We start from the raw sequence: 12,728 nt of genomic DNA, 5'->3' as shown, positions 1-12,728 counted from the left end.
CGGCCGAGTGAAGAAAGGACATCCGGTAAGTCTTGTGTCCTTTCTTCGTATTCGTCGGGGTCGGTTACCTAGGGCAGCGTCCGACCCCTACGCCCCGGGGTGCCGGGGCGCTTTCCTTAGCTACACCCGCTTGTCGCACCGCAGGTGTTGCATTTCATGCAGGTGCCGTTGCGCACCAGCGTGTAGTTTCCGCATTCGCCGCAGGGATCGCCCTCGTACCCCTGCATCTTGGCCTTCGTGCGGGCGTCCATGCCGGTGGCCACCGCCGTTTCGGCTGCCGGTGCTTCGAAGGAAGCTGCCGGTTCAGCCATGCCGTTCACCTCGACCTGACCGGCGTTGAACACCGCCAGATCTTGCGGCAAGCGCTTGCGCAGATAACCGGTGGAGCTGATTTGTTTCAGCACTTCCAACGACCTGGACGCGGCTGTTTCGCTGATTTCCGAAACGTTCGAGACACCCTCGTCTTCGCCCCGGCCCAGATCATCGAAGGTTGCGCCTTCGGGTTTCACATGGGCCAGATCGGTACGATCCAGATAAGACACGGCCAATTCGCGGAAGATGTAATCCAGGATCGACGTCGCGTTCTTGATCGAGTCGTTGCCCTGCACCATCCCCGCGGGTTCGAACTTGGTGAAGGTGAAGGCGTCCACGAATTCTTCCAGCGGCACGCCGTATTGCAGACCAACCGACACGGCGATGGCAAAGTTGTTCATCATCGCCCGGAAGCCAGCGCCTTCCTTGTGCATGTCGATGAAAATCTCGCCCAACTGGCCGTCTTCGAACTCACCTGTGCGCAGATACACCTTGTGGCCACCGACGATTGCCTTCTGGGTATAGCCCTTGCGGCGATGCGGCAGTTTCTCGCGATGGCTGCGGATGATCTCTTTGACCACAACCTTCTCGATCACCTTCTCGGCCAGAACGACGGCCTTTTCCTGCGCCGATCCGCTTTCCAGCACCTCTGCCGCCTCGTCGTCATCCTCGACCAGTGCAGCTGCCAGCGGCTGCGACAGTTTCGAGCCGTCACGATAAAGCGCGTTGGCCTTCACACCCAGCGACCAGCTGAGTTCATAGGCTTTCTGACAGTCTTCGATGGTCGCGTCATTCGGCATGTTGATCGTCTTCGAGATCGCACCCGAAATGAAGCTCTGTGCCGCCGCCATCATGGTGATATGACTGTCAACACCAAGGAAACGCTTGCCTTTTTTTCCGCACGGGTTGGCGCAATCAAAGATCGAATAATGCTCTTCGTTCAGATGCGGCGCACCTTCCAGTGTCATGGTTCCACAGACGTGATCGTTGGCCGCGTCGATATCCGCCTTGGTAAAGCCCAGATGGCGCAGCAGGTCGAATGTCGGGTCATTCAGCTTGGTCGCCGGGATGCCAAGAACGCCGGTGCAGAAATCCTCGCCCAGCGTCCACTGGTTGAAGACGAACCGGATATCGAAGGCGCTTTCCAGCGCCGCGTCCACCTTTGCCAGTTCATTCGGGCCAAAGCCGTGACCGGTCAGCGAGGTGTGGTTGATCCCCGGCGCGTTGCCGATGGTGCCGTGACCAACGGCATAGGACACGATCTCTTCGATCTGCGACGAGGAATAGCCCAGCTTTTCCAGCGCCGATGGCACCGAGCGGTTGATGATCTTGAAGTAACCGCCACCGGCCAGCTTCTTGAACTTTACCAGCGCAAAGTCAGGCTCGATCCCGGTGGTGTCGCAATCCATCACCAGACCGATGGTGCCGGTTGGCGCGATCACGGTGGCCTGCGCGTTGCGATAGCCGTTTTTCTCACCAAGGCTCAGCGCCTCATCCCAGGCCGACATGGCCAGATCGACCAGACGCTTGTCCGGGCAGTTGCCGTGATCCAGCGGCACCGGCTTGACCGCCAGTTTCTCGTAGCCGTCAGTCACGCCCTGCGCCGCACGGCGGTGGTTGCGGATGACGCGCAGCATATGCTCGGCGTTGCGTTCATAGCCTTTGAACGGGCCAAGCTCTCCGGCAATCTCAGCCGATGTCGCATAGGCCACGCCGGTCATGATCGCGGTCAGCGCGCCACAGATCGCCCGGCCTTCGTCCGAGTCATAGCTGTATCCCATGTTCATCAGCAGACCGCCGATATTGGCATAACCCAGTCCCAGGGTGCGGAAGTCATAGGACAACTGCGCGATTTCCTTCGATGGGAATTGCGCCATCGTTACCGAGATTTCCAGCGTCAGGGTCCACAGGCGCGAGGCATGCATGTAATCCGCCGCCTGGAACTCACCATCCTTGAGGAAGGTCAGCAGGTTCATCGAGGCCAGGTTACAGGCCGTGTCATCCAGGAACATGTATTCCGAGCACGGGTTCGAGCCGCGGATCTCGCCATCTTCGGGGCATGTGTGCCACTCGTTGACCGTATCATGGAACTGGATGCCCGGATCGGCGCAGGCCCATGCCGCATGACCGACCTTTTCCCACAGATCACGCGCCTTGACCACCTTGGCCACCTTGCCGTCGGTGCGGTTGATCAACTCCCAATCGGCATCCTTTTCAACCGCCTTGAGGAACGCATTGGTCACGCGGATCGAGTTGTTCGAGTTCTGGCCCGAAACCGAGCTGTACGCCTCTGAATCCCAGTCTGTATCATAGGTCGGGAACTCGATGCTGTCGTGGCCCTGCTTGGCATAATCCAAGACGCGCTTGATGTAAGTTTCTGGGATCGCGACCTTTTTCGCTTCACGAACCGCCTTCTTCAGCGCGTCGTTCTTGTTCGGATCATAGGCGTCATCGGCAGATCCATCCCAAGATCGGATGGCCTCGAAAATGCCGTTCAGCATCTTCTCGTGCATCTTCGATCCGGCAACGATCGAGGCCACCTTCTGTTCTTCGATCACCTTCCATTGGATGAATTGCTCGATGTCCGGGTGATCCGCATCGACGATGACCATCTTTGCTGCCCGACGGGTCGTTCCGCCTGATTTGATCGCGCCGGCGGCGCGGTCGCCGATCTTGAGAAAGCCCATGAGGCCCGAGGACTTGCCGCCGCCCGACAGCGCCTCGCCCTCTGCGCGCAGATGGCTGAAATTGGTCCCGGTTCCCGAGCCGTATTTGAACAGGCGCGCCTCGCGCACCCACAGATCCATGATGCCGCCTTCGTTCACCAGATCATCATCGACCGACTGGATGAAGCACGCGTGCGGCTGCGGATGTTCGTAGGCCGATTTGGATTTGGTCAGCTTGCCGGTCTTGTAATCGACATAATGGTGCCCCTGTGCCGGGCCATCGATTCCATAAGCCCAGTGCAGGCCCGTGTTGAACCACTGCGGTGAGTTCGGCGCCGCGCGCTGGGTCGCCAACATAAAGCGCATCTCGTCGAAATAGGCGCGCGCATCTTCCTCGGTCGAGAAATAGCCGCCCTTCCAGCCCCAATAGGCCCAGGCTCCGGCCAGACGGTCGAACACTTGCTTCGACGATGTTTCTCCCACGAACTCGGCGCCTTCTGCGGGAACCGAGCGCCACAGAAACTCGGGAACATCTTTTTCCTTCACTTTCTTGAGCTTGGTGGGCACGCCCGCCTTGCGAAAGTATTTCTGCGCAATCACATCACTTGCGACCTGCGACCAGCTGGAGGGGACTTCGATGTCATCCAGACGAAAAACGATTGTGCCGTCCGGATTTCTGATTTCAGACGTTGCAGACACAAAATTCAGTTCCGCATAAGCGTCCTGATCCGGTTTGGTGAATTTTCTTTCAATCTTCATGTCCGCAGCCCTGGTTAATACAGCTCAATTTCCGATTCCCGACACCAAATCTTGTGTTGCGGGGTGTCGCCCACAACGCCCTGAGACGCACGCAAAAAGGTACTGTTCGCTGTCTGAGACAGCGCAAAGCCGCAAATGCGACCGCACGTAAAACGATAGTGCTTTTCCGACCCTCGCCCGCTGCCTTTTCCGGATTATACACCAGATATTGTGGCAATCTCGTTGGCCCATACAATTTGACGTATGTTCCCATAGAAGGTCAACGCCCTTTTTCGGTCATTTTCCAAATCTTTTTTGTTGACCTGACGGTTGCGTAAAGCCTTCTGCGCGCAGGTCGCGATTCCTCCACAGCTTCATCCACGGCGTATTTCCGCCGATGTTTTGAATTCTCAAAATGAATTCCCGTTTTTACCAGCATAGTTATCGGTATTTGATCAACCAATGACATGCTGGTTACCCTGAAGGGGAATCAATACCGCCCAGACAAACTGTCCCGCACCGTGTGCCGAACGGTCTACCGACGAGCGAGGGAGCTCAAGCGAATGAAGTTGTTTCCTTTTGTCCCGGCCACAGCCTTCATCGTGGCGTGCGCACCACAGGATGTGCCCATCCCGTCACGCAGCGCACAGTTCGACTCCTTCCCTCAACGACTGTTCGATACGTTCGAGACCAGCTGCTCGGGCCCAGGCGAGTCTTTCAGGAAAACCGGGAACCAAATCTTTGAATGCAGTGAGTTCCTGCCCCCAAAGGCCACAGCTTATTTGATTCTGAACTATGACGGTCATCCGCAGGACCTGCCCCAAAGCGTCATGCGCCTGACGTCGACGAAGACAAGCGCAGGGTATCGCGTGGACGCGCGTGTTTTCTTCCACGTCCCGCAAAAATCCGGTGCGGCCGTCGAAGTTCCGGTTGAAAGCAAGCTTCTGAACCAAGCCATCAGCGAGCTCTACCAGTCAATGGGTGGCTCGCCGAATTAGCTTGATGGAAATGGTCGGGGCGGCAGGATTCGAACCTACGACCCCCTGTACCCAAAACAGGTGCGCTACCAGACTGCGCCACGCCCCGGACCGTGCGCCTTCCTAACGATGCCGTTCTGATTTGAAAAGCCCTAACAGGGCCAAATTGCAGGTCCTTGCGAAAAAATTTCGTGCTTCATCTGTGTCCCGGGCCCGATGGAGTAGCGCGCGGACAATCCTGCATTGATTTCCAGCACCGCAAATACGGAATCGCCCCCTTCAATCGCCGTAAGATCACCCGGAATCGCCCCTTCATGCACACGAGTCACCAAACCGGTGCGATCCAGAAAAATCATATCCAGCGGGATCAGGGTGTTCTTCATCCAGAAGGCAACAGGCTGCGGCGGATCAAACACGAACAGCATTCCGGATCGAGCCGGCAACGATTCGCGAAACATCAAACCGCGGGATCGCTCTTGCGGTGTAACGGCGATTTCCACGTCAAATTGCACCGTCGCACTGTCATTTCTGAGGGTGACACGGTCGGATCTGCATGCGGCAGCAGCAACTCCTGCCCACAACGTTAAGAATATGGTCAAGAGTATCCGAAGCCGTTTCATCCGGTTCAGCTGTCCAAAGCCGCTTCCCAGGCCAGAACCTGCGCGGCCATCCGACCCCGCTTGCCGTCGATCACCCTCATGGCCAGTGCTTCACCTGGTTGCAGATCGGCAAGCCCCGAACGGCGCAACACCTCGATATGAAGGAATACGTCTTCGCCGCGCCCGAAGACATTTGCAAATCCGAAACCTTTGCCCTTGTCGAACCATTTCACCCGTGCGGCTTCCAGCGGCGCTTCTGCGATGACCTCCGGATCCAGCTCGGCGAAATCGGCAAGCATCATCGAGTCGGTCCGCGCCGGCGGATCAATCGCGATGACCTCGACCGCCTGAACCCCCCGGTCCGTGCGATGTGTCATGATTTCAATGCTGGCACCGTCTGCGACCGAGCTCTGGCCGTAGTTGCGCAGAACATTCACGTGCAACAGAATATCCGGGCCGCCCTCTTCGGACACAACGAAGCCATACCCCTTGGCAGGGTCGAACCATTTTACGTGTCCACGGACGCGGTACATGTTGTTCAGGTCTTCTGGCACGGTTTTCCCATCGCGAATATCAACAGTTCGTTAAGGGTTTGTTGTTTAGGGGAATGGCAGGCAAATTCAAGCTGAAAAAATCGTTTGTTTTCTGCTTGTTGCATTTCACGACACGTGAACGTCATGGATTCAACCTTTCAACATGCCATGCCGATCCCGGCTCAATTCGTTGCCATCTGAACCGATCATGCAAGCGGAACGCTCCATCGGCCCAGAACTCAATCTCGGTGGGCGTCAATCTGTACCCGCCCCAAAATGGCGGACGCGGCGGATTTGGCCCAAGTTTCGCCGTCACTTTCGCGACTTCTGCCATCAAAGCTGTCCGGCTCGAAAGCGGTTGCGACTGCTTTGAAGCCCACGCGCCCAGCCGGCTTTTCAATGACCTTGATGCATAATACTCATCTGCCTGGGGCCCGTTTTCACGACTTATTGTACCACGAACACGAAGTTGACGCCGCAAAGATTTCCAATGCATCACAAATGCAGCTTTTCCGGCGGTGTCCAGTTCCCTGGCCTTGGCGCTTTCGTAGTTTGTATAGAAAACAAACGAGTCCGCTTCGATTTCCTTTAGCAACACCATGCGTGCATTGGGCAAGCCATCCGGGTCAACGGTTGCAAGCGCAATCGCGTTCGGGTCGTTCATTTCGGTTTCTTCAGCCTCAGCCAACCACCGGGCCGCTATTTCAAACGGATCGGAGCCAGCAAAGATGCCATCACGCTCGGTCATTTCCATCCCCTGGAAAGTATTAACGACGAACCTAAGGCGAGAACCCGCTGCGGGCAAGAGCGCACGGCCTTGATGCAACGCAACCAATGGCATAAACCAACTCAACATAACGCGAAGACAGGCGGAGAACCGAACATGTCAAATCAGTTGATGGCCGGCAAACGCGGCCTCATCATGGGACTGGCCAATGACAAATCAATCGCATGGGGAATCGCCCGCGCCTTGTCGAATGCCGGGGCCGAGCTGGCCTTTTCCTATCAGGGCGAGGCTTTGAAAAAGCGTGTCGACCCGCTGGCGGCGCAATTGGGCAGCGAAATCGTTCTGCCCTGCGACGTCAGTGACGAAGCATCCATCGACGCGCTCTTTGCAGCGCTGGAAGAGAAATGGGGCAAGCTGGACTTCATCGTCCACGCCATCGGCTTTTCCGACAAGAACGAGCTGCGCGGTCGCTATGTCGACACCAGTCGCGCGAATTTCAAACTGACGATGGATGTGTCGGTCTATTCTTTCACGGCCGTGATGCAGCGTGCTGAAAAGATGATGTCCGAGGGCGGCAGCGCTGTAACCCTGACCTATTACGGCGCTGAACAGGTCATGCCGCATTACAATGTCATGGGCGTCGCCAAGGCCGCGCTCGAGGCCTCGGTCAAATACCTGGCTGAGGATCTGGGCAAGGATGGCATCCGCGTGAACTCGATCTCGGCCGGTCCGATCAAAACCCTGGCCGCCAGCGGCATCGGCGATTTCCGCTATATCATGAAGTGGAACGAATATAACTCTCCCTTGCGTCGGAACGTGACCATTGACGATGTCGGAAACTCGGCGCTGTATCTTCTGTCGGATCTGTCCAGCGGCGTAACCGGTGAAAACCTGCATGTGGATTCCGGGTATCACATCGTCGGCATGAAGGCCGTTGACGCCCCGGACATGGAAAAAGGTTAAGAACATGAGCGCCAAGGACCGCCTGCCCCACGAAAAAGGCTTTCACATCAGCTGGGACCAGATTCATCGCGATTCGCGTGCACTGGCCTGGCGTCTTGACGGGCAAGGGCCCGATGATGGCAACTGGCGGGGTGTTGTCGCGATCACGCGCGGCGGCATGGCGCCTGCGATGATCGTCAGCCGCGAACTGGACATCCGTACGGTGGATACGATCAGTGTGCGTTCGTACCACCATCAGGAACAGGGTGAAGCAGAGGTGTTGAAATCTCCGGACGCCGACCTGATGGGCGACGGAACCGGTATTCTGATCATCGACGATCTGGTCGACAGTGGAAAGACGCTGGAACTGGTGCGGGAAATGTACCCGAACGCGCATTTCGCGACGGTTTACGCCAAACCCAAGGGCCGTCCGATGGTGGATACCTTCATCACCGAGGTCAGCCAGGACACATGGATCTTCTTCCCATGGGATATGGCCCTTCAATATGTCGAGCCGTATCGCGGCACCGATTGATTCCAGAACAGTAGACCGCACATGACGCTCAGCCGTACCGCCGCAACGTTCGCACCTCCGGTGATGGAGGCGCGCCGATGGGTCGAGGGCGTTTCCTTCCCATCCGACCGCCCGTTGATCAACGTAAGCCAGGCGGCCCCGGTCGATCCGCCGCCGCTGGCCTTGCGGCAGGCCATGGCCGAGTTCGCCGTTCGCGAAGACAGCGCACATCTTTATGGCCCGGTTTTGGGCAATGACGATCTGCGCGCTGAACTGGCGGCGCAGATCAGTTTTCACTATGCTGCACAGGTAGACGCACCCCGGATCGCCATTACATCAGGCTGCAATCAGGCGTTTTCGGCCGTGATATCGGCGATCACCGGCGAAGCCGATGAGGTCATTCTGCCAACCCCTTGGTATTTCAACCATAAAATGTGGCTGGACATGGCAGGAGTACAAGCCGTGGACCTGCCGACCGGCGATGACCTTCTACCCGATCCAGAGCGTGCGCGCGGTTTGATTACGGACAAGACCCGCGCCATTGCACTGGTCACGCCCAACAACCCGGGCGGCATCGAATACCCTGCCGAACTTGTCAGGGCCTTTTACAACCTGGCCCGTGAAACCGGGATTCGCCTGATCGTCGATGAAACCTATCGCGATTTCGACAGCCGCAGCGGCCCTCCGCATGATCTGTTTCAACAACCCGGATGGGACGAAACGCTTGTCCACCTGTACTCTTTTTCCAAGGCTTACCGTCTGACGGGCCACAGGGTTGGCGCCATCGCGACAAGCCCGGAGCTGTTGTCCGAGGTCGAGAAATTTCTGGATACGGTCGCCATTTGCCCCGGCCAGATCGGCCAGTTCGCTGCGTTGTGGGGTATGCAAAACCTGTCGCAATGGCTGGCCGGCGAGCGCGATGAAATTCTGGACCGCCGCGCAGCCATTGCAGAAGGAATGCCGGCGCTTGAAACCCGGGGTTGGCGGCTTTTGGGACTTGGCGCCTATTTTGCCTATCTCGAACATCCGTTCGACCTGTCGTCAGACGAGCTTGCGCGCCGTCTGGTCAGCGAAGCCGGTGTGCTGCTGTTGCCCGGCACCATGTTCATGCCCGATCATGACCCGGATGGAAAACGGCAGGTGCGCATTGCTTTTGCCAATCTGGATCGGGCCGGGCTGGGCCAATTGTTCGACCGGTTGCAGGACCTGTCCTTCTAAGCTTGCCCCTCGGCGGTGTGCGTCGTATTCAGGGCCGCAACCGACAGGGCAGAACTCTGCCAAAAAAACAAGAGGGCATCATGGCCGCAGGCGCTAAAAGTCTTTCGAAAACCTTTGTCTGGATTCTGATGGGCCTGCTGATGCTGGGCCTTGCGGGATTTGGCGCGGTCAACCTCAGCGGGACGATCCGCACAGTTGCGCAAGTCGGCGACGAAAGCATCTCGGTCGATGACTATGTGCGCGAATTGCAGCGCGAAATCCGAGCGGTCGAAGCACAATCCGGGCAGCCTTTGCAGATGTCGCAAGCGCGCGAGCTGGGTCTGGATCGAAACGCCCTTGCCCGCCTGACCGCTTTGGCAGCGCTGGACAACGAGGTCCGTCAGCTTGGGATTTCCATCGGCGATGAGAACCTTCAGCAGGAGATCATCTCGATCCCGGCGTTTCAGGGTGTCAACGGAACTTTTGACCGTGAATCCTATCGCTTTCAGCTGGAACAGGTCGGCATGACCGATTCCGAATTCGAATCCGATCTGCGCAAGGAATCCGCCCGAACCATCGTGCAGGGCGCTATCATGGGCGGCGTGAAAATGCCCGCAACGATGACAGACACGATGGTCGACTACATCGGCGCGCGGCGCAGCTTTACGGTCGCAACTGTCGGGGCGGAAGCACTGGACACACCTGTGGCCGAACCAACGGACGCGCAGATCCAGGCATTCTACGATGACAATGGAGATCAGTTTACCCTGCCCCGCACCAAGCAGCTGACTTATGCGATTCTGTCGCCTGAAATGTTGGTGGACACGGTCGAAATCGACGAAGACGCGTTGCGGAAGCTTTATGAAGAACGGTCCGACGAATACAACCAACCCGAACGCCGTCTGGTTGAACGTCTGAACTTCCCAAGCGAACAGGCCGCCAAGGACGCTTTGGCGCAGCTCGAGGTTGGCGGCACGACTTTTGAACAGTTGGTTCGGGATCGCGATCTGGAACTGAACGACATCGATCTGGGCGACGTGACGCGTGAGGATCTGGGCGAAGCTGCGGACGCCGTTTTTGCGGCCGAGCTTGACGCTGTCGTGGGCCCGTTGCCTTCGGTGTTCGGTCCGGCCCTGTTCCGTGTCAACGGATCACTGGCCGCGAACAGTGTTCCATATGACGAGGCCGAGCCGGCACTTCGGGAAGAGTTGGCGACTGAACGCGCCCGCCGCCTGATCGAGGCGCAATCCGAAGATATCAACGACATGCTGGCGGGCGGTGCCACTCTGGAAGAACTGGCGGAAGAAACCGAAATGGAACTGGGTCAGATCGACTGGACCCGTGACAGCGACGAAGGCGTTGCGGCCTATGACGGGTTCCGAGCGGCCGCAGAAGCCGTGCAGGAAGGGGATTTCCCTGAAATTGCCTTCCTCGAAGACGGGTCAATTTTTGCCCTGCGCCTGGACGAGGTTCTGCCGCGCCGCCCGGAACCGCTGGAGAGCGCGCGCGACCGTGTCGCCGCGGCCTGGCAACAGGCCGAGACCAACAAAACCCTGCGGGAAAAGGCGGATGCCATTCTGAACCAACTGGCAACTGACGGTGATTTTGCCGCGACCGGTCTGCCCTTCCGCGTCGAAAACGCCCTGACCCGCACCGCGTTTCTGGATGACGTTCCCGCCGATTTCATGACCGAAGTATTCGCCATGGAACCGGGCGAGTTGCGCGTTATTGGCGGCAACGGTGCGGCCTGGATTGTGCGTCTGGACGAAATCCTGCCGCCGGCGGATACGGATGAACTGCGCCAGTTGCGTGATGCCCTGAGCACACAGATGGATCAGGCTCTGGCACAGAATATTTTCAACGCCTACGTACGTGATGCCCAGACCCGGGCGCGCCCCGTCGTGGATCAGCAGGCTCTGAACGCCGTGCAGGCGAGCTTTTAAACGAGACCGATATGGCCCTGACACCCGATTTCGAAACCTTCGCGCGCGCCTATGAAGCGGGCGAAAACCAGGTTGTTTACACACGTCTGGCCGCCGATCTGGACACACCTGTGTCACTGATGCTCAAGCTGACGGGCGCGCAGAAAGACGCGTTCATGCTGGAATCGGTGACAGGCGGTGAGGTGCGTGGCCGCTATTCGATCATCGGTATGAAACCTGATCTGGTCTGGCGCTGTCGCGGCGAAACATCTGAGCTGAACCGCTCGGCCCGTTTCGATTCCGAGGCGTTCTCGCCTCAGGATGGCAACCCGATGGACAACCTGCGGGCGCTTCTGGCCGAAAGCCGTATAGAATTGCCCGATGACTTGCCGCAGGCCGCTGCCGGGCTGTTCGGGTATCTGGGATATGACATGGTTCGGCTGGTGGAACACCTTCCGAATGTGAACCCCGATCCCCTGGGTCTGCCCGATGCGATCATGCTGCGCCCGTCTGTCATCGCGGTGCTGGATGGGGTCAAGGGTGAGGTGACAGTGGTGTCACCCGCCTGGGCCAGTGACGGTCAATCGGCCAAAGCTGCGTATGCGCAGGCGGCTGAGCGTGTAATGGATGCGGTCCGCGATCTGGAACGTGCCATGCCCGCAGAAACCCGCGATCTGGGTGACGCGCGCGAAGTCGCCCCACCGGTGTCGAACTTCACCAAGTCCGGCTATATGAAGGCGGTTGAAAAGGCCAAGGAATACATCCGCGCGGGTGACATTTTCCAAGTTGTTCCGGCTCAGCGCTGGACGCAGGATTTTCCGCTGCCGCCATTTGCTCTCTACCGGTCCTTGCGGCGCACGAATCCGTCACCCTTCATGTTCTATTTCAACTTCGGCGGTTTCCAGGTCGTGGGCGCAAGCCCCGAGATTTTGGTGCGTGTGTTCGGCAATGAAGTCACCATTCGCCCCATCGCAGGCACCCGCCCCCGAGGCGCGACGCCAGAAGAAGACAAGGCGAATGAGCTTGATCTGCTGGCCGACAAGAAAGAACTGGCCGAGCATCTGATGCTGCTGGATCTGGGTCGCAACGATACCGGTCGCGTATCAAAGATCGGAACAGTACGCCCGACCGAAGAGTTCATCATCGAACGCTACAGCCACGTGATGCACATTGTGTCGAACGTGGTGGGCGAACTGGCCGAAGACAAAGACGCGCTGGACGCTTTCTTTGCCGGGATGCCTGCGGGCACCGTCTCGGGCGCGCCCAAAGTGCGCGCGATGGAGATCATCGACGAGTTGGAGCCTGAAAAACGCGGCGTTTATGGCGGCGGCGTCGGCTATTTCAGCGCGGGCGGCGACATGGACATGTGTATCGCCCTGCGCACGGCCATCGTGAAAGATCAGAAACTCTATATCCAAGCCGGCGGTGGCGTCGTCTATGACAGCGATCCCGAAGCCGAGTTTATGGAAACCGTTCATAAATCCAACGCCATACGGCGCGCAGCAGCTGACGCAGCGCGGTTTACCGGGAACGGAAACGGCTAATAAAACAGGGGCGGCCGGTCAGATGATCACCGCCCCTTTTCGTTGCTTTCTGCACTG

Annotated in this window: 10 protein-coding genes and 1 tRNA gene; 6 read left to right on the top strand and 5 right to left on the bottom strand. The window is 58.1% G+C overall.

Annotated features, from left to right (window positions below):
- Positions 1-116 precede the first annotated feature (116 nt).
- Positions 117-3,737, bottom strand: a complete 3,621-nt coding sequence (locus tag ACR0DJ_RS06235) for a vitamin B12-dependent ribonucleotide reductase (RefSeq protein ID WP_480684232.1) — start codon at positions 3,735-3,737, stop codon at positions 117-119.
- A 542-nt stretch (positions 3,738-4,279) separates the two neighbouring features.
- Between ACR0DJ_RS06235 and ACR0DJ_RS06230 the strand changes: the two genes are divergently transcribed.
- Positions 4,280-4,714 carry a hypothetical protein gene (locus ACR0DJ_RS06230; RefSeq protein WP_257600801.1) on the top strand — a complete coding sequence of 145 codons (435 nt, stop codon included), beginning with the start codon at positions 4,280-4,282 and terminating at the stop codon, positions 4,712-4,714.
- 11 nt (positions 4,715-4,725) lie between these two features.
- Here ACR0DJ_RS06230 and ACR0DJ_RS06225 read toward each other — a convergent pair.
- The 4 genes from ACR0DJ_RS06225 to pdxH all read right to left on the bottom strand — a co-directional run bounded on the left by ACR0DJ_RS06225 (position 4,726) and on the right by pdxH (position 6,573).
- A tRNA-Pro gene (locus ACR0DJ_RS06225) sits at positions 4,726-4,802 on the bottom strand.
- Positions 4,803-4,845: 43 nt separating this feature from the next.
- Positions 4,846-5,313, bottom strand: a complete 468-nt coding sequence (locus ACR0DJ_RS06220; protein WP_170344159.1) for a DUF192 domain-containing protein — start codon at positions 5,311-5,313, stop codon at positions 4,846-4,848.
- Positions 5,314-5,318: 5 nt separating this feature from the next.
- Positions 5,319-5,825, bottom strand: a complete 507-nt coding sequence (locus ACR0DJ_RS06215; RefSeq protein ID WP_174818371.1) for a cold-shock protein — start codon at positions 5,823-5,825, stop codon at positions 5,319-5,321.
- Between the two features lie 142 nt (positions 5,826-5,967).
- Entirely contained in the window at positions 5,968-6,573 is a 606-nt protein-coding gene (gene pdxH, locus ACR0DJ_RS06210; protein ID WP_170344157.1) for a pyridoxamine 5'-phosphate oxidase, read from the bottom strand.
- Between the two features lie 135 nt (positions 6,574-6,708).
- Here pdxH and fabI point away from each other — a divergent pair, with 135 nt between their 5' ends.
- From fabI to trpE, 5 genes are all read left to right on the top strand, one after another.
- Complete coding sequence (fabI, locus tag ACR0DJ_RS06205) at positions 6,709-7,515, top strand: enoyl-ACP reductase FabI (protein WP_170344156.1); 807 nt, start codon at positions 6,709-6,711, stop codon at positions 7,513-7,515.
- 4 nt (positions 7,516-7,519) lie between these two features.
- Entirely contained in the window at positions 7,520-8,029 is a 510-nt protein-coding gene (gpt, locus tag ACR0DJ_RS06200; protein ID WP_170344155.1) for a xanthine phosphoribosyltransferase, read from the top strand.
- Positions 8,030-8,050: 21 nt separating this feature from the next.
- A complete protein-coding gene (locus ACR0DJ_RS06195; protein WP_480684228.1) occupies positions 8,051-9,226 on the top strand; it encodes an aminotransferase in 1,176 nt (391 codons plus the stop codon).
- Between the two features lie 80 nt (positions 9,227-9,306).
- A complete protein-coding gene (locus ACR0DJ_RS06190) occupies positions 9,307-11,148 on the top strand; it encodes a peptidylprolyl isomerase (protein ID WP_480684226.1) in 1,842 nt (613 codons plus the stop codon).
- Between the two features lie 11 nt (positions 11,149-11,159).
- Entirely contained in the window at positions 11,160-12,671 is a 1,512-nt protein-coding gene (gene trpE / locus ACR0DJ_RS06185) for an anthranilate synthase component I (RefSeq protein WP_480684224.1), read from the top strand.
- Positions 12,672-12,728 lie beyond the last annotated feature (57 nt).

The sequence above is a fragment of the Ruegeria sp. BF10 genome, assembly GCF_056538725.1.
Note: the sequence above shows the minus strand (reverse complement) of the source record. Positions and strands in the feature narration are given on the sequence as shown.

Coding starts and splice junctions, on each gene's coding strand:
- ACR0DJ_RS06215 (WP_174818371.1), bottom strand. CDS start 5,825: ATGTACCGCGTCCGTGGACACGTAAAATGGTTCGACCCTGCCAAGGGG.
- fabI (WP_170344156.1), top strand. CDS start 6,709: ATGTCAAATCAGTTGATGGCCGGCAAACGCGGCCTCATCATGGGACTG.
- trpE (WP_480684224.1), top strand. CDS start 11,160: ATGGCCCTGACACCCGATTTCGAAACCTTCGCGCGCGCCTATGAAGCG.
- ACR0DJ_RS06235 (WP_480684232.1), bottom strand. CDS start 3,737: ATGAAGATTGAAAGAAAATTCACCAAACCGGATCAGGACGCTTATGCG.
- ACR0DJ_RS06195 (WP_480684228.1), top strand. CDS start 8,051: ATGACGCTCAGCCGTACCGCCGCAACGTTCGCACCTCCGGTGATGGAG.
- pdxH (WP_170344157.1), bottom strand. CDS start 6,573: ATGACCGAGCGTGATGGCATCTTTGCTGGCTCCGATCCGTTTGAAATA.
- ACR0DJ_RS06220 (WP_170344159.1), bottom strand. CDS start 5,313: ATGAAACGGCTTCGGATACTCTTGACCATATTCTTAACGTTGTGGGCA.
- gpt (WP_170344155.1), top strand. CDS start 7,520: ATGAGCGCCAAGGACCGCCTGCCCCACGAAAAAGGCTTTCACATCAGC.
- ACR0DJ_RS06230 (WP_257600801.1), top strand. CDS start 4,280: ATGAAGTTGTTTCCTTTTGTCCCGGCCACAGCCTTCATCGTGGCGTGC.
- ACR0DJ_RS06190 (WP_480684226.1), top strand. CDS start 9,307: ATGGCCGCAGGCGCTAAAAGTCTTTCGAAAACCTTTGTCTGGATTCTG.